Genomic DNA, 20256 nt, shown 5'->3' with positions numbered 1-20256 from the left:
ACGCGGGGCCGTCCGGCCGTACGCGCGCTCGTAGGCACGGCCGTACGTGTCGTCGTAAGTCCGCTCGTATCCGGCGCCGACCGGTCGGCCCCGAACCGTCGTACGCGATCCGCGCGTCGTGTGAGCGGCCGACCGTGGGCCCGGACGGACCCGTACGGCTGCCGCCGACGACTGACCCCTGTCCCCGGCTGCGGATAATATGTCCGCCGGTCGCAGGGGTCGGCCCTGCGGGCGGGCGAGTTCAACGGGGGAGCACGCGATGTTCGGGATCATCAGGCCGTGTCGGCACCGCATGTCCGAGGGGCTCGCGGCCTCCTGGACGGCCCACTTGTGCGGCCTGTGTCTCGCGTTGCGGGACGGGCACGGCCAGTTCGCGAGAATCGCCACCAACTACGACGGACTCGTCGTGTCGGTGCTCGTCGAGGCGCAGACGGCCGTGTCCGGTGACGCCGACAGCCTGCGCCGCAAGGCCGGGCCGTGCCCGCTGCGCGGGATGCGGACGGCGCCGGTCGCCATGGGGGAGGGCGCGCGGCTGGCCGCGGCCGTCTCGCTGGTGCTCGCCTCGGCGAAGATGCGCGACCATGTGGAGGACGCCGACGGGGCGTTCGCCCGGCGGCCGGTCGCCGCGGCGGCCCGTACGGTCGCCCGCCGCTGGGACCGGGCCGGGGCGCGTACCGGTGACAGCCTGGGCTTCGACACCGCGGTGCTGCTCGACGCGGTCGGGCGGCAGGGCGGGATCGAGGCGGCGGCCGGACTCGGCACCTCGCTGCTGACCGTCACCGAGCCCACCGAGACGGCGACCGCCGCGGCCTTCGCGCACACCGCCGTACTCGCCGGGCGGCCCGCCAACCGGGAACCGCTGGCGGAGGCCGGACGGCTCTTCGGACGGCTCGCCCACCTCCTGGACGCGGTCGAGGACCTGGCCGAGGACACCCGCTCCGGCGCCTGGAACCCGCTCACCGCGACCGGCACCGACCTCGCCGAGGCGCGGCGGCTGTGCGACGACGCGCTGCACGGCATACGGCTCGCGCTCCGCGACACCGACTTCGCCGGGTCCGCCTCGGGCAAGCTCACCCATGTCCTGCTCGTCCACGAATTGGGACGGTCGGTGGACAGGGCCTTCGGCACCGGCGGTTGCGCGCACCAGGGCGCGGCGCCGTCCGCCGCCTCGCCCCCGCCGGGCAACCCCTACGCGCCGGGCGCGCCCGGCGGCACTCCGCACGGTCCGGGCCAGCGGCCGAACGCGCCCGGCGGCCCCGGTTTTCCCGGCGGCTTCCCGCCGCCCGAGCCGCCGCGCAGGCGCGGACTGATCATGGGCTGCCTGGTCTACGCCGGGATGTGCTGCACCTGTGAGCTGTGCTGCCGCGAGCACGACGACCCGTGGAGCGGGCAGCGCCGCGACTCCTGGTGCAGCAACTGCGACTGCGACTGCGACGGCTGCTCGGACTGCGGTGATTGTTGCGATTGCTGTGACTGCTGCGACTGCGGGTGCGACTGCTGAGGCTGTACGGCGGGGCGTGCGGGTGAGCTGTACGGGTGAGGTGTTCGGGTGAGCTGTACGAATGAGCTCTACGAATGAACTCTGCGAATGAGGTCGGGCCCGTAGCGGGAGCCCGGTGGGCGGGACGGCCTGCGGGGGTGACCTGCGAGGGGAGCGCCCGAGGGAGGGCGGCCAAACGGCGGGGCTGCGTGCGCGCGTGTGTGAGGACGGGACGATCCGTCGGAGAAAGGTCAGCTACAACAACACGACGCCGACCACACCCGACCGAAGTCGATGTGGCCGCGAGTGACGAGCCGACAGCTACGCATGCCCACAGTGCAGCAGCCCATCAGGGCATCCGTCAACCACGCTGAGACGCGTGGTCCAGCACCTGGACATGCTTGACAGCGGGTGACGGCGTCGGCATAGCCTCGTGTCAAGGCCCTTGACGGGCCCAGCCGCGTTGAGGGACGCGGCGGCCTGTGTGAAGACGACTCCCGTGCCCCTTCCGCGTGTCCACGGAGCCTTCGCATGCCTGCTGCCTTCTCCCCTTCTTCTCCCTCGCCTTCTTCCTCTTCTTCCCCCGCCTCCGCGTCGCGGGGTGCCTCCGTGACCGCCGCCGCTGCCGCCGCGCCGCCCGCACCCGCCGTCCGGCGCCGTACGCGCTCGCTGCATCTCGCCGCCGCGATCGACGTCCCCGACCGCTACGAGGTGGCCTCGTACGGGGAGTTGGCCCGGCTCGCGGAGGGCGGCGCGCTGGACTTCGTCACCCTGGACGGCGCGGCCGACGCCGATCCGCTCGCCGTACTCACCGCGGTGGCCGCCGAGACCGGCCGGATCGGGCTCGTCCCCGCGGTGCCCGTCACCCGCGCCGGGCCGCGTGGTGTCGCGGCGGCGGTCGGCGCCCTGGATTCGGCCAGCCGGGGCCGGGCCGGCTGGACGCCCCGGGCGGTGCCAGAGTCGGCGTCCGGTCCGGCGTCCGGTCGGAGGTCCGAGTCGAGGGCCGGGGGGACGGCCGGGGGGACGGCCGACCTGAGATCCGGTCCGAGATCCGCGCTCACGCCGAAAGCGAGAGCCGAGGCGATGTGGCGGGAGACGGCGGCCGTCGCCGAGGCGGTCGCGCGGGAGTGGGACGGCGGCGCGCCCGGCCCGCGGGTGCGGCAGGGGCGGCCGGTCACGGCGGTGGACGCGACCGAACCCGCCGCCCGCGCGGTCGCGGCCCGGTACGCCGACCTCGCCTTCGTCCGCGCCGCGGGTCCCGAGACCGCCGGGCTGGTACGGGACGAACTGCGGCGGCTGGCGGTCGGAGCGGGGCGGGACCCGGACCGGCTGCTGGTGCTCGCCGAACTCTCCGTCGACCTCGGCGGCGGCGAGATCGGCCCGGAGCCGGGCGCCGAGATCACCCTGGTGCCGGACGGCGCGGGCGGCGTGCTGTTCTGCGGCGGCCCCGTCGACCTGGCCGAGCTGATCGCCGCGTGGCAGCAGGCGGGCGCGGTCGACGGCTTCCGCGTCCGGCCGGTGGAGCCCCGACGCGATCTGGAGCGCTTCGTGAACGGGACCACCGCGCTGCTCCAGCACCGGGGTCTGTTCCGCTCCTTCCACCCGGGCGCGACACTGCGCGAACACCTGGGCCTGCACCGCCCGTTACCGGACCTCCGGTGAACCGCCCGTCTCACCAGTCGGACGGCGGTGCGTCGCCGCGCGCCTCCTCCCGAGACTCCGCGCGCCTCCTTCCGAGGCTCCGCGCGCCTCCTTCCGAGGCTTCGCACGTCCTGTCCCATGACTCCGCGCGCCCTCTCCCGCGACACTCCCCGTACCCCCTCACGGCACACTCCCCGCAGGTCACCGCCGTGCGAGCGCACCCGGCTCGCGCGGCCCGTATGGAAGGCTTGGTCGGCATGAGCGCAGAAACGGTTCTTGCTTGGAAGCGGTGGCACGAGCGGCGGGCCGAGACCGTCGCGGCGCCGTACGGTCCGCTGGCCCTGATCGGTACGTACTGGCTCGACGACGTGGCAGGGGACGGGACGATCCCCGGACTGCCGGGCCGGTGGCGGCAGGACGGCGGGGCGGTGGTGCACGAGGCGGACGGCGTGTCGACCGTGCTGGAGGCCGAGGGCGAGCCGGTGTTCCTGCCGGACGGCAGGAAACTGCTGGCGATCGTCCGCGAGGGCCTGCTCGCCGTACGGGTCTGGGACCCGCGGTCGCCCGCCCGTCGGGCCTTCGCCGGGATCGCGGCCTTCGACCCCGACGAGCGCTGGGTGCTGCCCGCGGTCTTCCGCCCGTTCGAGGCCGACCGCACCGTCCGGGTACCGAACGCGGACGGCCGTGAGCGCGGTCTCGGCCTCGGCGGCGAGCTGGCGTTCACGGTGGACGGGACCGAGCACACGCTCGCCGTGACGGTCGAGGATGACGGCAGGCTGTGGGGCGTCATCGCGGACGCGACCAGCGGAACCAGCACATTCCGGTTCCGTTTCCTGCACGCGCCCGCGCCGGACGCCGACGGTTCGCTGACGCTGGACCTGAACCGTACGACGCTGCCGCCGTGCGCTTTCGCGGACGCCTTCATCTGCCCGTTCCCGCCGCCGGGCAACACCCTGGCCTTCGCGCTGGAAGCGGGGGAGCGGGCAGTTCTCACCAACTGAGACGGCGTCACATCCGGTTGCCCCGGCGGTTTTTGGACCGCCGGGGCAGCGCTGTGTCAGGCGCCGTACGGCCTTTCGGCCGAACTACCCGGCCGAAAGGCCCCCTTGTGTGTTGCCTGTGGGATCTGAATACTCCTGTGAGTGCTTGTCAGGCGTATGAGGCGTTCGAATATCGGATCGAGTCTGACAGTACACCGACAAATACCCCCGCAACCTCCCACCCCCACAGGAGGAAACGAGTGAAGACCACCCGGCGCATACAGCTTCTGGCCGTCACCTCCGGCCTGATCGCCGCCACCGCCATCGCACTCCCGTCGGCGAGCGCCACCCCCACCCCCAAGGCCACGCCCGACGCGGCCGCCACCCTCGCGACCCACCTCGGCGCGAACAGCACCGCGGGCACCTACTACGACGCGGCGAGCAAGACCACCGTCGTCAACGTCACCACCCAGGCCGCGGCCGACAGCGTCCGCGCCGCGGGCGCCACCCCGCGCCTGGTCACCCACAGCGCCGCGCAGCTCGCCAAGGCGGGCGACGCGACCAAGGCGGCCGACGTCGCGGGCACCGCCTGGTCCGTCGACCCGCGCAGCAACACCCTGGAAGTCAGCATCGACAGCCGGGTCACCGCCTCCCAGCTCGACCAGCTCAAGAAGTCCACGGCCGGCTTCGGCGACGCCGTGCGCATCAACCGGGTCGAGGGCACCTTCAACACGCTGCTCTCCGGCGGCGACGCGGTGCAGACCACCCAGTGGCGCTGCTCGGTGGGCTTCAACGTCCGCAGCGGCAGCACGTACTACTTCCTGACCGCGGGTCACTGCACCGAGGGCAAGCCCGCGTACTACACCACCTCCGGCACCTACATCGGCCCGACGACGGGCACCAGCTTCCCGACCAACGACTACGGCATCGTCCGCTACGACTCGACGGTCGCCCATGACGGCACCGTCGGCAGCCAGGACATCACCAGCGCCGCCAACGCCTACGTCGGCGAGTCCGTCACGCGTCGCGGCTCGACCACCGGCATCCACAGCGGCACCGTCCAGGCCCTCAACGCCACCGTCAACTACGGCAACGGCGAGATCGTCTACGGTCTGATCAAGACCAACGTCTGCGCCGAGCCCGGCGACAGCGGCGGCTCCCTCTACGACGGCACCAAGGCCATCGGCCTGACCTCCGGCGGCAGCGGCAACTGCTCCTCCGGCGGGACCACGTACTTCCAGCCCGTCACGGAGGCGCTGAGCGCGTACGGGGTCAGCGTCTACTGAGCCGTCCGCCGAAACCCGCGCGAGTAAGCGAGGCCCGCGCGAGTCGGCGTGAATCGGCCGAGTGGGCGGAAGCCTTGCGAGCAAAGGCAGTTCACCCGCTCAACAGCTCCACCGTCCGGCGCCCCCACCGCACCCCGCGCGGTGGGGGCGCCGGTTCGTACAGACTGGACGGCATGCTGGAAACCTCGGCGCGGCTGTTGCGCCTGCTCTCGCTGCTCCAGTCACGCCGCGACTGGACGGGGCCCGACCTCGCCGAGCGGCTGGACGTCACCGCGCGCACGGTCCGCCGTGACGTCGAGCGGCTGCGGGCGCTCGGCTATCCCGTGCACGCGGCGCCCGGCACCGCGGGCGGCTACCGGCTGGGCGCGGGCGCCGCGCTGCCGCCGCTGCTGCTCGACGACGAGGAGGCGGTGGCGGTCGCGCTCTGCCTGCGCACCGGGGCGGGCAGCAGCGTCGAGGGGATCCAGGAGACGTCGGTACGCGCGCTGACCAAGCTGGAGCAGGTGCTGCCGTCCCGGCTGCGGCACCGCGTCCAGGCGATGCAGGCGGTCACCGTACGGCCGCGCGCCGCCGGTCCGACGGTCGGCCAGGAGGTGCTGACCGTGATCGGCGCCGCGTGCCGGGACCGGGAGTTGCTGCGCTTCGACTACCGCGACTACGCGGGCAAGGCCAGCCGCCGGGCCGTGGAACCGTACCGGCTCGTCCACCACGGATGGCGCTGGTACCTGCTCGCCTACGACGTCGACCGCGCGGACTGGCGGACCTTCCGCGTCGACCGGATGGAGCCCAAGCCGCCCACCGGCCCGCGCTTCACGCCCCGCGAACTGCCCGAGGACGCGGCGGAGTACGTGGCCAAGGGCGTCACCTCGCACGCGTACCGCTTCCAGGCGCGCGTGGTGCTGCACGCGCCCGCCTCGACCGTCCGGCAGATCTGGGCGGGTTTCGGAGCGGTCGACCCGCTCGACGCCGACACCTGCGAACTGACCACCGGCTTCGAGTCGTTGGACGCGCTGGCGATGTTCGTCGGCATGCTCGGGGTGGACTTCGAAGTGCGGGAGCCGCCCGAACTCGCCGAGTATCTGCGGGTGGTGGCGGGGCGGCTGACGCGGGCGGCGGACCGCGGGGTGGCCGACGGGACGGAGGCGTCCTCGGGGCCGGGGTGAGCAAGGCTCAGTCGAAAGCGACCGCTTGACGGAGCGTCACAGTCCGTTCGCCCAGGTAGGTGGTGTGCGAGCTGACCACCAGCGGCACCCGCAGCGCCTCGTGCTCGCGCGGGAGACGGCGGATTCCGGTGAAGGGGCCGCCCGCGGCGCTGAGTTCGGCGACCGCGTCGAGCAGCGCCACGTCGTCGGCGCCGAGCGCGTCGAACGGCTGGTCCATCGGCGGGTCGGCCAGCCCCCAGCCGTCCCACACCAGCAGTTCGGTGCTGTTGAGCATCGCCAGGTCGAGCAGCAGATTGTGCTGCACGAACCACCACCCTTGCAGACCGAGGAGTTCGACCCCGTACGTCCGCGGGTCCGCCGTGCCCGACCGGCAGTCCTGCCACGCCCGGCCCGCCACCACGAACCGGTCGCGCGGCACGTCGAGCGGGTCGAAGTCGATGCCGTGCGCGCTGATCAGCTCGGGCGCGGCCATCTGCGCGTCGACCAGCCGCCAGCTCGCGCGGTCCGCGTCCCAGTACTCGGTGATCCAGTGGTCGTCGTGGAAACCCGGTGTGAAGTACGTGGCGTAGCCGCCGCGGACCCTGGCGGGGACGCCCTTCTCGCGCAGCGCGGAGCACAGCAGCAGCGCGAAGTCCCGGCAGGTACCGGCGAATCGCTCCTCCGGGCGGCGCGGGCGGTCGAGCGGCGCGTCGCACAGGCCGCGCGCCACCGCGAGGATGTCCGCGGCGTAACGGGTCTCCGCCTCGGCGTCCTTGCGGTCGCGCGGCAGCTCGTACCCGAACAGGTGCGTCTCCTCCCGGTGGACGAGCAGACTGCGCACCGTCTCGGCGAGGACCCCCGGGTCGGCGGGCAGCCCGGCGAAGACGTCCGTGCCGCCCGGGTCGCTGGCCACGCTCTGCGTCCGGTAGAAATCGAACTCATTTTCGTCCATGAGGGAACTCTGCCGGGAATTCCCGCCGGAATTCAACCTGTTCGGCCGGCTGGCCGTATCAATCGGTGTCGCGGCGCCGGGCCTCAGGGGGCCTCAGGTCAACGGGCCGCTGGTGGCGCCCTCTTCGCGGCCCCAGCCATAGGCGCGGTCGGCGCGCAGCTTGATCACCAGGCGGTGGTCGGCGACCATCGCGGCGCGGTACTCGTCCCAGTCCGGGTGCTCGCCCCGGAGCGCGCGGTACAGGTCGACCAGCTCCTCCACGGTCGCGTCGTGCGGATCGGCGGCCACCGGGGTGAGTTCGGCGTCGCCCTCGGCGACCAGGTACGCGCCGAGGTCGGGCGTGGAGACGTAGAAGCTGGCCCGCGGGTCGCGGCGCAGATTGCGGGTCTTCGCGCGGTCGTCGGTCGCCGAGACGCGGATGGTGCGGGTCGAGTCGTCGTAGTGGAAGGTCACGTTGGACAACTGCGGCCGGCCGTCCCGCTTCAGCGTGACGAGGACGCCGTTGAGCTGCCGCTGGAGGAGGTCGAACAGCGGGTGGGCGGAGGTTTCCTGACGGCTCATCATCGCTCCGGTTCTGATCGTGGGGCTTCGGGGTGGTGGCCGGTGGCCGGTGCGGCCTCGGGCGCGGGTGCGTGGTCATGCTGGTGCTGGTGCTGGTGCTGGTGCTGGTGCTGGTGCTGGTGCTGGTGCTGGTGCTGGTGCTCGTCGTGGTCGCGCTCGCGGGCGGGCTCGTGCTTGTGGTCGGGCTGTGCGGGTCCCGGTCCGGCGTCGGGCTCAGTGAGGGGAAACGCCATCACCGTCGCGCCGATTCCGACCGTGCCCGGCGAATGCGGCGCTCGCGCCGCGTCGTGCAGCTCGTCGAAGAGCGCGGCCAGTCGGACACGGAAGGTGTCCCAGACCTCGGGCGCCACCCATAGCTCCGCGTCCGAGGTCACCCCCGCGGCGCCCGGCGCGCGGCGGCCCGCCCGGTCGCGCAGATTGTGGGCCAGCGCCTCGGCGATCAGCAGCGCCCCCTCGTCCCGCTGATCGGAGAGCGGGGAGCCGTGCACCGCGCGGTAACGGCGTTCCCTGCCGCCGCGGTTGGCGCGCACCTCGGCGAGTTCCACCAGGCCGACCGCGTCCAGCCTGCGCAGATGCTGACTGGCCAGGGCGTGCGAGACGCCCAGTTCGCGGGCGAGTTCCGCGGCGGACAGCGGCGCGTTCCAGACCAGGGACACGATGCGCAGCCGCACCGGGTGGGCGAGGGCTCTGAGGAGGGGATCGGTCGCCGTCATGTGCCCATTAGACCGTCCACGGGCGCGGGAAGCGGGCAGGCGGTTGCCGCCGCTGACTCCCAAGCAATATGTTGGGAGTCATGACGGTGCGCAAGGTCCTGGGGGACCGTGACGCGGCGACGTATCTGGGCGGTGTCCTGGTCTCCGGTTTCGGCGACTCGGCGATGCTGCTCGTCGCCGGTATCTGGGTGAAGACGCTGACCGGCTCCAGCAGCCTCGCGGCGGCCGTGACCTTCTGCGTGTGGGCGCCCGCCCTGGCCGGGCCGGTGCTCGGCACCCTCGCCGACCGGGTGCGCCGCCGCTCGCTGCTGATCTGGACCAACGCGGCCCTGGCCGTCCTGCTCCTGGTCCTTCTCGCCGTACGGTCCGGCCGCGAGGCATGGCTGCTGTTCGTGGTCCTCGCGGTGGTCGGCGCCGCCTCCGTGCTGTCGGACGCCGCCGAGGCCGGTCTCGTCACCGCCGCCGTCCCCGTCGACCTGCGCGGCGACTTCAACGGCCTGCGGATGACCGTCAACGAGGCCATGAAGCTGCTCGCCCCGCTCGTCGGCGCGGGCCTCTTCCTGCGCTACGGCGGCGGGGCCGTCGCCGTCCTCGACGCCGTCACCTTCGTCCTCGCGGCGGCGGCCTTCGCGATGCTGCGCACCCGTGAACTCCCGCCGGTCCCACCGGCCGAGGGCTGGCGCGAACAGACCGCGGAGGGCATCCGCTGCCTGCGCGACCACCCCCTGCTGCGCCCGCTGGTGACCGTCGGAGCGGTCGCGATGGTGCTGTCCGGGCTCAGCAGCTCCGCGATCTACGAGATGACCGAGGCCGGGCTGCACCGTCCGCCCGCCTTCGTGGCGGTGCTCTACGTGGTGCAGGGCGCCGGGTCGATCGTCGCCGGAGTGGTCGCGGGCGCGGTCATGCGCCGCCTGCCGGAACGGGTCTTCGCCGCCGTCGGCCTGCTGCTCTTCACCACCGGCGCCGCCCTGCGCGCCGTCCCCTCACTGCCCGTCGTGCTCGTCGCGACCCTCGCCATCGGGGTCGGGCTGCCCTGGGTCATCGTCGCGGCCTTCACCGCCGTCCAGCAGCGCACCGCTCCCGAACTGGTCGGCCGGGTCGCGGCGACCGCGAGCACGGTGATCTTCGGACCCACGGCGCTGGCCGCCGCCCTCGGCGCGGGGCTGGTCGCCCTGGTCGACTTCCGGCTCCAACTCGCCGCCGTCGGGGTCCTCGGGCTGCTGGCCGCGTGGCTTCTGCTGCTGCGTGGCGGGAGCGCGGGTTCGGCGGACGCGGGTTCGGTGAGGGCTGCGGGTTTGGCGGATGCCGGTTCAGCGCAGTGCGTTCCGGCGGACGCCGTTTCAGTGGGCTCTGTTTCAGCGAGCCCCGCCGTGGGGGGCTCCGCCCAGGGGGAACACGGCGTCCTGCGTCCAGCGGACGCCGTCGAAGACCACCAGCCGGACCTCCGCGATCCGCGTCCGCAGCAGCGCTAGCGCCGGGACGCACTCCGCCTCCACCGCGGCGTACACCTCGTCCGACTGCCCCTGCGCGACAGTCAGATGGGGGGCCGGATCACCGAACGCGCCTCCGTACGGCGGGGCTTCCGGCCACCGGGTCGCCACTGCCGCGGTCAGCGCCCGCACGGGTCCTTCGGGCTCGGGCGCCAGCCACAGCAGATCCGGGAACCGCCCGAAGCGGGGGAAGCGCATCTCGAACGGCGCGTGGCCCGCGAAGAGTTCACCCAGCGCAGCCCGCCCCCCCCGTGTCGATCCGCTCGGCCGGAAGGAACGGATACAGCACCGTGAGGTGCGCGGGCACCCCCTCCGCCGCGGCCGGGTCGTACCGCTCCCGCGCCGCGCCCACCACCTTCTCCGCCTCCGGCACCACAGCCACCAACGCGGTCGTACCCGCCGCGCGTCCCGACGTTCCCTTCTGACCCATACCTGGCATCGTCCCCCGTCCGTCCCTCGCACCGCCACCCAACACCCACCGTCACCCAACACCCTTCGCGGCCCTACGCCTTCGGCTCGCCCTCGCCGAGGGGGCGGGCGGTGTGGACGACGAGGTTGGTGACGTCGTGTTCGCGTTCGATGTGGCCGTCGAGCAGGACGGCGGGGGCGTCGAGGATGGTGCGGCGGATGAGGGCCCAGACCGGTGGGGTGATGACGAGGTTGGCCATGGCGGTCTCGTCCTCGACGACGGCGAAGGCCATGCCGTTGGCGGTCGGGGGGCGTTGGAGGTATTTGACGATGCCGCCGACGCGGATGCGGCGCTGTGCGGGCCAGGTGCGGATGGCCTTGGTGGGCTGTGCGCCGAGGTGGTCGAGGTAGGGGCGCAGGTGGTGGACGGGGTGCGGTCCCGCGGTGGCGCCGGTGGCGGTGAGGTCGGCCAGGGTGGTCTCGCCCGCGGTCATGGCGGGGAGTTCGGGGGCGTCGGGCAGGGCGTCGAAGCCGGGCAGGACCGGCTGCTGGTGCGCAGTGTGGGCGCCGGAGCGCCAGATCGCGGTGCGGCGGCCGGTGCCCAGGGACGCGAAGGCGCCGGCGGTGGCGAGCTGTTCGAGGAGCCGGGCGCCCAGGCCGCCGCGTCGGGCGACGTCGTCCAGGTCCCGGAACGGCCGCTCGGCGCGGGCCGTGAGGAGGGTCGTGGCGGCGTCCTGCGACAGTCCGCGGACGCTGGTGAGCCCGCGGCGGATCGCCGGATGTCCGTCGGGGCGCGCGGAGTCGGGTTCGAGGGTGGCGTGCACGCCGGAGGCGTTGATGTCGACGCCCCGGACGGCGATGCCGTGGTGGCGGGCGTCCTGGATGAGGGTCTGGGAGTCGTAGAAGCCCATCGGCAGGTGGGCCATGATCCCGGCGATCAGGGCCGCGGGGTAGTAGTGCTTGATCCAGGCGGACGCGTAGATGATGCCCGCCATGGACTGCGCGTGGGACTCGGGGAAGCCGTAACTGCTCAGCGACGAGATCATGGTGATGATCCGCTCCGCGGCGTCCGGGCCGATCCCGCGCCGCGCCATGCCGGTCAGCAGCCGGTCGCGCAGCCGGGCGACCTTCTCGGTGGCGTGTTTGGCGGCGAGGTCCTTGCGGAGCCGGTCGGCCTCGCCGGGGGTGAACCCGGCGCAGTCGGTGGCGAGCCGGATCGCCTGCTCCTGCCACAACACCACCCCCAGGGACTTCTTCAGCGCCGCTTCGGCCAGCGGGTGGGGGTAGGTGACGGGTTCCTCGCCCGCCCTGCGCCGCAGATACGGGTGCTTGCTCCCGGCCTGGATCGGCCCGGGGCGGATGATCGAGGCGGCGACGGTGAGGTCCTCGAAGCAGGCCGGTTTCAGCTGCGGCAGGGTGCTGATCTGGGCGCGGCTCTCGGCCTGGTAGACCCCTATGGTGTCGGCGCGGGCGATCATCGCGTAAACCCGCGGGTCGTCCTGCGGGATCGTCGCCATGTCGAGGTGTACGCCGTGGTGTCCGGCGATCAGGTCACAGGCGGTGTGCAGAGCCGCGAGCATGCCGAGACCCAGCAGATCGATCTTGACCAGATGGGCGGCGGCGACGTCGTCCTTGTCGCCCTGGAGGACGGACCGGCCGGGCATGGTGGCCCATTCGACCGGCATGACCTCGCCGATCGGCTGCGCGGTCAGCACCATGCCGCCGGAGTGCACCCCCAGGTGCCGTGGCAGACCTTTGAGCTGAGCGGCCAGGTCGGTGACGTCGGCGGGGATGTCCGGATCGGCTGTCGTGCCCGTGCCCGTGCCCGTGCCCGTGTTTGTGTTTGTGGCCGTGCTCGTGGCCGTGTTTGTGTCGCTGCTCGCGCCGTCGGGGGTGTGGGGGCGGCCGGGCCGGTGGTGCAGGGACCGGGTCATGGCGTTGACGGCGGCGGCCGGGTAACCGAGCACTCGGGCCGCGTCCCTGACCGCCAGCTTCGGCTGGTAGCTGATGAGGTTGGCGACCTGCGCGGCGTGGTCACGGCCGTAGCGGGTGTAGACGTACTGGATGACCTCTTCGCGGCGGTGGTTCTCGAAGTCGATGTCGATGTCCGGCGGCCCCGACTTCTCCATCGACAGGAACCGTTCGAAGAGCAACCCGTGCTTGAGCGCGTCCACCGCCGTGATGCCCAGGACGTAGCAGACCACGCTGCTGGCGGCGCTGCCCCGGCCCTGGCACCAGATGCCCTGCTCCTGCGAGAAGCGCACGATGTCGTGGACGATCAGGAAGTACCCGGCCATGCCCAGATCGCCGATCACCCCCAGTTCGTGGTCGAGCTGCCGCCACGCGGTCGCCGCCGCCGGATCGTCACGGGCCCCGTAGCGGGCGGCGCAGCCCCGCTCGGCCAGTCGCCGCAGCCAGGAGCTGTCGTCGTGACCGGGCGGTACGGGGAAGCGCGGCAGTTCGGGCCGCAGCTCGGCGAGGTCGAGGACGCACGACTGGCCCAGGGCGATGGTCGATTCGTACGCTCCGGGGTAGCGGGCCAGCCGCTCCTCCATCTCCGCCCCGGTCCGCAGGTGCGCGGTCGGCGCGGCCATCAGATGCCCGGTGGCCTGGTCGAGGGTCTCGATCCGTCGCAGTGCGGTGAGGGCCTGGGCGAGCCGGGCCTGCGCGGGCGCGGCGTAGTGGACGGCGTTGGTGGCGACCACGGGGGTGCCGGTGCGGTGAGCGGCCACCACCAGGGCGTCGGCGCGCACGCTGTCGACGGGAAGATTCCAGTCGATGAGTTCCGCGTGCACGCTGCCGCTGCCGAACACCTCGCCGAGCCGGTCGAGGTGGAAGGCGAGCTGTCCGATCTCCGTACCGTCCTCGCCCGCGTCGGCGGGCGGGCAGCCGGTCAGGACCGCCCAGTCGCCGCCGGCGGCGGCGCGGGCGAGCACGTCGAGGTCGTACACCGGACGGCCTTTGGACCCGGCGAGCTGGGCCGCGGTGATCGCCGCGGACAGGCGGTGGAACCCGTCGAGGTTCCGGGCGAGGACGACGGGGTGGCCGAGCCCGTGAGCGGTGAGGGTGAGTTCGGCGCCGAACACGGTCCGCAGCCCGGTACCGCGGGCGGCCTCGGCAACCCGCCGGGCCCCGTACAGCCCGTCCCGGTCGGTGAGCGCCAGCACCTCGATGCCCAGCCGCACGGCCTCCGTGACCAGCGCCCCCGGATCACTGGCCCCCTGGAGGAACGACAGCGAACTGTGCACATGCAGCTCCGCCCACGGCAACCGGCTCCGCTCTTCCCGGTATTCGGTGTGTGCCGCGTGTGCCGGGTCCGCCGGGTCCGCCGCGTGTGCCGGATCCGCTGGGCGCGCCGTGCGCGGAGCGGCGGCGGGCAGGCGCAGCAGACGACCGGTGCGGCGGTCAGCCATAGTGGGCCTCGGCCCACCACCGGCCCGCGGAGATCTGCAACAGCCATGCCCCGCCCGCGGCGGTGGTGATCTGCATCCGGGCGATCCGCCGCGCACGGTCCCGGTCCCACCACTGTTCCAGCGCGGGCCACGGCGCACTCCACGCGGTCACCTCCAGCACGCCGGGGAGCCCGTCCACGGTCAGCCGGACCGGAGGCGCGGAGACCGCCAGCCGTCCCGAGACGCCCACCACCTGCCCGGCGCCGTCCAGCAACCGGGCGGGCAGCAGCGGCTGGTACACCGTGGCCGGGTGCGGGGCGGGCAGCCTGCCGGGCCACGGCCCGCCACCGGCCGGGGGCGTGGCGATGTCGCCGACCGGGACCTTGCGGACCCGGTCGGCCGGGCCGCGGCCCCCGGTCAACTCCACCCGCGTGACCGCCCGGTGCCCGAGCAGCGCCTGCACCTGACCGGCCGCACGCTCCAGATCGTCCAGCGTGGCGCCCCCGCCGAACAGCACCGTCTGACGGCCGGTGGCCGCGCTGAGCTGCCGGGGCCGCAGCACCAGCTCCACCACTCCGACCGCGCCCCCGGCCCCGTCGGCGGCCGGGGCGAGATCCCCGGCATCGGTCCACGCCTGCACCTGCCAGCGCACCCGCTCCGCGACCGCCAACGACGACAGCCGTCCCTCGTGCCGCCACGCCCGCCGCAACTTGCGGCCGTCGGCCAGGCCCACCTCCACCTCCACTCGTGCTCCGACGACGCCCGCTGACGTCAGCCGCTCCTGCAACCGTTCGGCCAGTGCCTTCCCCGCGAACGCCAACGGCTCGGTGCGTTCCTCGGCAGGGTCGAAGCCCCACCGCACCGCGTGGTCGGGCTCCGCGCCCGAGGCGTTCAGAAGCCGCGGCTCACGCCCGGACGCGGTGCGGTGCGCCGCCGCCCCGTCGGCGCCGAAGCGGGCCGACACCTGGTCCGAGGGCAGCGCCGCGAAACCGCCCAGCGTGCCGATCCCGAGCCTGACCAGCAGTTCGGCCAGCCGGGGCCGACCGAGCACGCCCACCGGATAGGGGGCGAGTAAACCGGCCGTCTCCCCGGCCGGAACCAGGACCCCGGACCGGGCGCGGGCCGCCAGCGCCGCGGCGAACGTCGTATCCGCGGCCCCGCTCTGCACGGGGTGGCCGAGCCGGGAGAGCGCCGCGGCGACCCGCGCGGCCAGCTCCGCCTCGCCGCCCCAGTACCGCGCGGGACCGCGGGCCGGGGCGGCCACCATGCCCGGACGGATCACCTCCAGCCGCGGCATCACCTCCGCCTCCAACCGGCGTACCACCGGCTCGAACCCGCGCGTCTCGGCCGCCTGATCCCGTTCGACGACCCGCAGCCCGGGGCAGCGGGACTGCGCCTGCCGCACCCGCATTCCCCGGCGTACCCCGGCCGCCCGCGCCGCGGCCGAACACGCCACCACCCGTCCGTCCCCCGACACGACCGCCACCGGCTCCCCGTCCGGCAGCCCCGTGGTGATCAGCGGCCAGTCCGGGACCCACGACACCAGCACTCGCACGCCCGCTCACCCCACCACGCGCAGCGCCCGGCCCCGGCCCGGCGCGGCCCCGGCCCGCACCTGATCCGCGGGCGGAGAGACCGGTTCGGGCTCCGCCACGGGCATCGCCATCCCGGTCGGGCCGGGCAGCAACAGCTCCGCCCGGCGCGGGGCACCGCCCGCGGCGCCGCGCCCGGACACCTCCACCACCACGCGGCGATGACGCAGCACACCGTGGCCCGCACCGAGCCCGTCCCACCGCGCCTCGGTCACCCGCAGCCGCAGATCGGCGCCGTCCCACGGACCGGCCACGAGCAACACGGCCCCGTGGGCCCGCACCTGTCCTGCCACCCGTCGCACCACTCGCCCCGGCGCCGACCCCGGCGCGCCGAGCAGGATCACCGGCACCGTCGACACCAGCAACGACACCACCTGAGCCCACCGGCCCCCCGGCGCGTCCACCCACAGGCCCGCCCCGGCGTCCAGCCCCGCGTCCCGCGCGGCCAGCGCCCCCAAGGACGGCAGCCCCACCACGGCCCAGCCGGCCCCGGGACGCCGTCCCACCGCCTGCGCCGCCAACGCCAGCAGCAGCCCCTTGTCCCCGCCGACAGCGGTCACCGTGCCCGCCCGCAGCCGCCCTTCGGGCAGCAGCGGACCCCACACGGACCCCGGTCCGGCGACCGTCCCGTGTCCCGCCCGACCGTCTGCCGCCAGCACTGCACCCATGCCCCCGACATTCGCACGCGCGTTCGAACAAGGCAAGTCGGCGCACCACCATCACTGCACGTGAGGGGTGTCGTACGGTCGATACGCATGTCCTCTGCATCCGCTCGACCGCGGCCGCTCGGCCCGCCCCTGGCCGCCCCGGCGGGGGTGGTCGCGACGCCGTTCTCGGCCCGCTCGGCCGTCGTCACTCCGGTGGCCGACGTCCGCCCGCCGCCTGCCGTACTCGTGGACGCCGGTGGAGGCCGTCACTTCCGCCGAGATGCCGTGGAGGGGCGTGGGTTTTGTGACCGGCGGATAACGACGCGCCGACTTTTTACTCACGCGTAACTAGCCGCCCGTACTTACTCGCGCGTAATTTAACGGGTGTTCAGCAACCTCGTGATCCGGATCACAGGGCCTGCGTGTGTCCATTTTCCCGAACTGCGAGGAGATCACATGAGGCTGCCCTGGCGACGGCTCTTGGCCGCGCTTTCGCTGGCTGCCGCGATGGTTGTGGCGCCCGCTGCCACCGCCTCCGCATCTGCCAACTCGGCACCGTCAAGCGGGTGGAACAACTTCTCCTGCCGCCCCTCGGCCCAACACCCCCGTCCTGTCGTCCTGGTCCACGGCACCTTCGGCAACGGCACCGACAACTGGCTCGCCTTCGCCCCCTACCTGGTGCAGCGCGGCTACTGCGTCTACTCGTTCGACTACGGGATGCTGCCCGGTGTGCCGTTGATCGGCGGCCTCGGTCCGATCGCGGACTCCGCGCAGCAGCTCTCCGACTTCACCGACCGGGTGCTCGCCGCCTCCGGCACCTCCAAGGTCGACATCGTCGGGCACTCGCAGGGCGGCATGATGCCGCGTTACTACCTGCGCTTCCTCGGCGGCGCGGCGAAGGTGAACGCCCTGGTCGCACTGGCCCCCGACAACCACGGGACCACGCTCGACGGACTCACCAAGCTGCTCCCGTACTTCCCCGGCGCGGCCGACGCGCTCCACGGGATCACCCCCGGACTCGCCGACCAGGTGGCCGGATCGCCCTTCCAGCAGCACCTGAACGCGGGCGGCGACACCGTGCCCGGCGTGCACTACACGGTGATCTCGACCATCTACGACGAGGTCGTCACGCCGTATACGACCCAGGCGCTGTCCGGGCCCGACGTGCACAACGTCGTGCTCCAGAACCTGTGCCCGGTCGACGTGTCCGAGCATGTGGCCATCGGCCTGACCGACCGCATCGCCTTCCACGAGGCGGCGAACGCGCTCGATCCGGCGCACGCGACCCCGACCACCTGCCTGTCGGCGTTCAGTTAGCCCATGGCGGTGATATGCGCGAGCCGTCGGCCAGCGTGGCTTGCAGGCCGATGCTCGTGGTGACCCACAAGGTGGCCGGCTCCTCCGTGCGGTTGGACAGACCTATGGAGGAGCCGGGCCGTGCGATGGCGGCATCTCCCGTTGTCAGGGAGCGCGTCTCCCCGTCGACGGACAGCTCCACCGACCCGGACAGGACCAGGAACACCTCCTCGCGAGTGATGGTGTGCGGAGGTCCCGACGTCCCGGCCGGGATCTCGCTGCGCCAGGCGCACAGTTCCTCGCTGCCGAGTGCGGGCGCCGCGTAGGACACGAAGCGCACCCCGTGGATCTCATGTGCGACGGCGTCGGCCGCGGTGATGAAAGGCATGACAACCTCCGGTATTAGGCAAGTAGCTTGCGTAAGCTCCTTGCCTATATGTTCAAGCAGCTTGCGCACTGTGTCAAGGTGTTCCTGTGAAGAATTCCGATGCCATGAGCCTGAGCGCGGCGCTCCTCGCCGCCACCGGCTCGCTCGTCGAGGACATCCACAACGGCGTCGTGGCCCTCGGCTACACCGACCTGCGCCCCACGCACGGCTTCGTCTTCTCCCGGCTGGCCCCGTCCGGCGCGACCGTCACCGAGATCGCCGAACACCTCGGCGTCACCCGCCAGGCGGCCAGTCAGATCGTGGACGAGCTGGAGCGCAAGGGGTACGTCGAACGCCGCCCGCACCCCGACGACGCGCGGGCCCGGCTGGTCGTGCTCACCCCGCAAGGGTGGCGGTGCACCCGCGCCGCCGAGGAGTCCGCCGCGGAAGCCGTCCAGCCCTGGATCGAACTCCTCGGCGAGGAGCGGCTGCTCGCGCTGCGCGACGAACTCGTCCGCCTCGCGCCCACCGGCCCCATCCGTCCGAGCTGGTAGCGCGGCACGCGGCCGACCGCCGGAGGAGAACGCGGCCCGGCCGCACCGGCCGTGGCAGGGTGGCGCCATGAGCGACCCAGACCGCCGGCCCACCGCCCTCCGGATCATCGGGACCGTCCTCGACCCCGGCACCTGGCGCCGCTGGGACGAACCGGTGGCCGAGGCCGACCTGCCCGAAGCGGGCGACTACCGGGCGGATCTGCTCGCCGCCCGCGCCCGTACCGGCCTGGATGAGTCGGTGGTGACGGGGGAGGGGCGGATCCGGGGGCGCCGAGTGGCGCTGATGGCAGGGGAGTTCGGCTTCCTCGGCGGGTCCATCGGAGTCGCCGCGGGCACCCGGCTGGTCACGGCGGTCGAACGCGCCACCCGCGAACGGCTCCCGCTGCTGGCCACGCCCGCCTCCGGCGGCACCCGCATGCAGGAAGGGACCATCGCCTTCCTCCAGATGGTCAAGGTCACCGCCGCCATCGCCGACCACAAAGCCGCCGGACTCCCTTACCTGGTCCACCTGCGGCACCCCACGACCGGCGGGGTGCTCGCGTCCTGGGGATCGCTCGGCCATGTCACCTCGGCGGAACCCGGCGCGCTCATCGGCTTCCTGGGACCACGGGTGCACCTGGCGCTCTACGGCGAGGAGTTCCCCGCCGGAGTGCAGACCTCCGAGAATCTGCTTGCCCACGGTCTGATCGACGCGGTGCTGCCCGCGGGCGCGCTCGCCGCGGCGGCGGCCACGGCGCTCGACGTGCTCTGCGGCGAGCAGGGCCCGCTCTCGCACCGGCCCCTGACCACGCCCCGGCCCCTGACCGCGTCTCCGTCCGTGTCCACGCCCGCACTCCTATCTCCGCCCGCACTCCTATCTCCGCCCGCGCCCGCAGGGCAGGAAGAGAGAGGACAAGGAGAGGACACGCCGCTACCCGTGGACGCGTCGCTTCCCACGAGCGCGTCACTTCCCGCCGACACCGCCGACACCGCCGACTCGCTGCGCCGCAGCCGCCGACCCGAACGCCCCGGACTGCACGACCTGTTGGCCCGTGCCACCGATGTGACACCGCTGAGCGGCACCGGCGCGGGAGAGCGTGACCCCGGTCTGCTGCTGGCACTCGCCCGCTTCGGACCCTCGCCGTGCGTGGTGCTCGGCCACGACCGCCGCCCCGCGGAAGCCGGACCCGCGCCGCTGGGACCCGCCGGGCTGCGCGAGGCACGGCGCGGGATGCGGATCGCCGCCGAACTCGGCCTGCCCCTCCTCACCGTTGTCGACACGGCGGGCGCCGCGCTCTCCCGCGAGGCGGAGGAAGGCGGTCTCGCCGCCGAGATCGCCCGCAGCCTCGCCGACCTCGTCACGCTCCCCGCGCCCACGCTGTGCCTGCTCCTCGGCCAAGGGGCGGGCGGCGGCGCGCTCGCTCTGCTGCCCGCCGATCAGGTGCTCGTCGCCCGGCACGCCTGGCTGTCCCCGCTCCCGCCCGAAGGCGCCTCCGCGATCCTCCACCGCACGACGGACCGCGCCGTCGAACTCGCCGAACAGCAGGGCATCGGCTCGGCCGCGCTGCTCGCCCACGGCATCGCGGACGCCGTCGTCCCGGAGGACCCGGACGCCGCCGACGACCCGGACGCCTTCCTCACTCGTCTCGCCCACGTCCTCGGCGCGCGTCTCGCGGACCTCCGCGCGATGGACCCCGAGCGGCGAACTGCCGCCCGCAGAGCGCGTTATCGCAGGCTGGGCGGGGTCTGAGGGGCCATTGTCAGTGGTGGGTGGCA

The 20256-nt window shown here is 73.4% G+C and carries 18 protein-coding genes; 9 read left to right on the top strand and 9 right to left on the bottom strand.

The features are described from left to right. The first annotated feature begins 259 nt into the window (after positions 1-259). The 5 genes from ABZX65_RS02295 (at position 260) to ABZX65_RS02275 (ending at position 6550) form a co-directional block, all read left to right on the top strand. Entirely contained in the window at positions 260-1501 is a 1242-nt protein-coding gene (locus ABZX65_RS02295) for a DUF5685 family protein (protein WP_355333465.1), read from the top strand. Between the two features lie 588 nt (positions 1502-2089). Continuing rightward, positions 2090-3142 carry an FMNH2-dependent monooxygenase gene (locus ABZX65_RS02290; RefSeq protein WP_355333463.1) on the top strand — a complete coding sequence of 351 codons (1053 nt, stop codon included), beginning with the start codon at positions 2090-2092 and terminating at the stop codon, positions 3140-3142. 236 nt (positions 3143-3378) lie between these two features. Beyond that, positions 3379-4122, top strand: coding sequence for a DUF1684 domain-containing protein (locus ABZX65_RS02285; protein WP_355333461.1), 744 nt, complete (start codon positions 3379-3381; stop codon positions 4120-4122). 239 nt (positions 4123-4361) lie between these two features. Further along, entirely contained in the window at positions 4362-5387 is a 1026-nt protein-coding gene (locus ABZX65_RS02280; protein ID WP_355333459.1) for a trypsin-like serine protease, read from the top strand. 173 nt (positions 5388-5560) lie between these two features. Next, positions 5561-6550 carry a YafY family protein gene (locus ABZX65_RS02275; protein ID WP_355333457.1) on the top strand — a complete coding sequence of 330 codons (990 nt, stop codon included), beginning with the start codon at positions 5561-5563 and terminating at the stop codon, positions 6548-6550. A 7-nt stretch (positions 6551-6557) separates the two neighbouring features. Here ABZX65_RS02275 and ABZX65_RS02270 read toward each other — a convergent pair whose 3' ends face one another. From ABZX65_RS02270 to ABZX65_RS02260, 3 genes are all read right to left on the bottom strand, one after another. Beyond that, positions 6558-7481 (bottom strand): transglutaminase domain-containing protein, encoded by a 924-nt coding sequence (locus ABZX65_RS02270; RefSeq protein WP_355333454.1) that lies wholly within the window; start codon positions 7479-7481, stop codon positions 6558-6560. Between the two features lie 93 nt (positions 7482-7574). After that, a complete protein-coding gene (locus ABZX65_RS02265) occupies positions 7575-8042 on the bottom strand; it encodes a PPOX class F420-dependent oxidoreductase (protein ID WP_355333452.1) in 468 nt (155 codons plus the stop codon). Beyond that, on the bottom strand, positions 8042-8755 hold the full coding sequence (locus tag ABZX65_RS02260) for a winged helix-turn-helix domain-containing protein (protein ID WP_355333449.1): 714 nt from the start codon (positions 8753-8755) through the stop codon (positions 8042-8044). Before ABZX65_RS02260 ends, ABZX65_RS02265 begins: the two co-directional genes overlap by 1 nt. An 80-nt stretch (positions 8756-8835) precedes the next feature. On the opposite strand from ABZX65_RS02260, the gene ABZX65_RS02255 reads away from it, so the two are divergent. Beyond that, positions 8836-10227, top strand: a complete 1392-nt coding sequence (locus ABZX65_RS02255) for an MFS transporter (protein ID WP_355333447.1) — start codon at positions 8836-8838, stop codon at positions 10225-10227. Here ABZX65_RS02255 and ABZX65_RS02250 read toward each other — a convergent pair. The 5 genes from ABZX65_RS02250 to ABZX65_RS02230 form a co-directional block, all read right to left on the bottom strand. After that, positions 10111-10443, bottom strand: a complete 333-nt coding sequence (locus ABZX65_RS02250) for a 2'-5' RNA ligase family protein (protein ID WP_355333444.1) — start codon at positions 10441-10443, stop codon at positions 10111-10113. The genes ABZX65_RS02255 and ABZX65_RS02250 overlap by 117 nt on opposite strands. A gap of 28 nt (positions 10444-10471) precedes the next feature. After that, a complete protein-coding gene (locus ABZX65_RS02245; protein ID WP_355333442.1) occupies positions 10472-10675 on the bottom strand; it encodes a hypothetical protein in 204 nt (67 codons plus the stop codon). Positions 10676-10748: 73 nt separating this feature from the next. Beyond that, on the bottom strand, positions 10749-13922 hold the full coding sequence (locus ABZX65_RS02240; RefSeq protein ID WP_355333439.1) for an error-prone DNA polymerase: 3174 nt from the start codon (positions 13920-13922) through the stop codon (positions 10749-10751). A gap of 136 nt (positions 13923-14058) precedes the next feature. Then, positions 14059-15600 carry a DNA polymerase Y family protein gene (locus tag ABZX65_RS02235; RefSeq protein WP_355333437.1) on the bottom strand — a complete coding sequence of 514 codons (1542 nt, stop codon included), beginning with the start codon at positions 15598-15600 and terminating at the stop codon, positions 14059-14061. Positions 15601-15606: 6 nt separating this feature from the next. Next, complete coding sequence (locus ABZX65_RS02230; RefSeq protein WP_355333434.1) at positions 15607-16305, bottom strand: hypothetical protein; 699 nt, start codon at positions 16303-16305, stop codon at positions 15607-15609. A 435-nt stretch (positions 16306-16740) separates the two neighbouring features. Here ABZX65_RS02230 and ABZX65_RS02225 point away from each other — a divergent pair, with 435 nt between their 5' ends. Further along, on the top strand, positions 16741-17601 hold the full coding sequence (locus tag ABZX65_RS02225) for an alpha/beta fold hydrolase (RefSeq protein WP_355333432.1): 861 nt from the start codon (positions 16741-16743) through the stop codon (positions 17599-17601). Here ABZX65_RS02225 and ABZX65_RS02220 read toward each other — a convergent pair. Next, on the bottom strand, positions 17594-17968 hold the full coding sequence (locus tag ABZX65_RS02220) for a cupin domain-containing protein (protein ID WP_355333430.1): 375 nt from the start codon (positions 17966-17968) through the stop codon (positions 17594-17596). The genes ABZX65_RS02225 and ABZX65_RS02220 overlap by 8 nt on opposite strands. Before the next feature lie 86 nt (positions 17969-18054). Here ABZX65_RS02220 and ABZX65_RS02215 point away from each other — a divergent pair, with 86 nt between their 5' ends. After that, positions 18055-18501 (top strand): MarR family transcriptional regulator, encoded by a 447-nt coding sequence (locus ABZX65_RS02215; protein ID WP_355333428.1) that lies wholly within the window; start codon positions 18055-18057, stop codon positions 18499-18501. Positions 18502-18568: 67 nt separating this feature from the next. Continuing rightward, on the top strand, positions 18569-20230 hold the full coding sequence (locus ABZX65_RS02210) for a carboxyl transferase domain-containing protein (protein WP_355333427.1): 1662 nt from the start codon (positions 18569-18571) through the stop codon (positions 20228-20230). Positions 20231-20256 lie beyond the last annotated feature (26 nt).

The organism is Streptomyces sp. NPDC003300, assembly GCF_040610915.1.
GTDB lineage: Bacteria > Actinomycetota > Actinomycetes > Streptomycetales > Streptomycetaceae > Actinacidiphila.
Note: the sequence above shows the minus strand (reverse complement) of the source record. Positions and strands in the feature narration are given on the sequence as shown.

Bases quoted from the DNA above. Each gene is read 5' to 3' on its own strand.
- ABZX65_RS02295 (WP_355333465.1), top strand. From the start codon at position 260: ATGTTCGGGATCATCAGGCCGTGTCGGCACCGCATGTCCGAGGGGCTC.
- ABZX65_RS02285 (WP_355333461.1), top strand. From the start codon at position 3,379: ATGAGCGCAGAAACGGTTCTTGCTTGGAAGCGGTGGCACGAGCGGCGG.
- ABZX65_RS02275 (WP_355333457.1), top strand. From the start codon at position 5,561: ATGCTGGAAACCTCGGCGCGGCTGTTGCGCCTGCTCTCGCTGCTCCAG.
- ABZX65_RS02270 (WP_355333454.1), bottom strand. From the start codon at position 7,481: ATGGACGAAAATGAGTTCGATTTCTACCGGACGCAGAGCGTGGCCAGC.
- ABZX65_RS02265 (WP_355333452.1), bottom strand. From the start codon at position 8,042: ATGAGCCGTCAGGAAACCTCCGCCCACCCGCTGTTCGACCTCCTCCAG.
- ABZX65_RS02260 (WP_355333449.1), bottom strand. From the start codon at position 8,755: ATGACGGCGACCGATCCCCTCCTCAGAGCCCTCGCCCACCCGGTGCGG.
- ABZX65_RS02255 (WP_355333447.1), top strand. From the start codon at position 8,836: ATGACGGTGCGCAAGGTCCTGGGGGACCGTGACGCGGCGACGTATCTG.
- ABZX65_RS02250 (WP_355333444.1), bottom strand. From the start codon at position 10,443: ATGCGCTTCCCCCGCTTCGGGCGGTTCCCGGATCTGCTGTGGCTGGCG.
- ABZX65_RS02245 (WP_355333442.1), bottom strand. From the start codon at position 10,675: ATGGGTCAGAAGGGAACGTCGGGACGCGCGGCGGGTACGACCGCGTTG.
- ABZX65_RS02230 (WP_355333434.1), bottom strand. From the start codon at position 16,305: ATGGGTGCAGTGCTGGCGGCAGACGGTCGGGCGGGACACGGGACGGTC.
- ABZX65_RS02225 (WP_355333432.1), top strand. From the start codon at position 16,741: ATGAGGCTGCCCTGGCGACGGCTCTTGGCCGCGCTTTCGCTGGCTGCC.
- ABZX65_RS02220 (WP_355333430.1), bottom strand. From the start codon at position 17,968: ATGCCTTTCATCACCGCGGCCGACGCCGTCGCACATGAGATCCACGGG.
- ABZX65_RS02210 (WP_355333427.1), top strand. From the start codon at position 18,569: ATGAGCGACCCAGACCGCCGGCCCACCGCCCTCCGGATCATCGGGACC.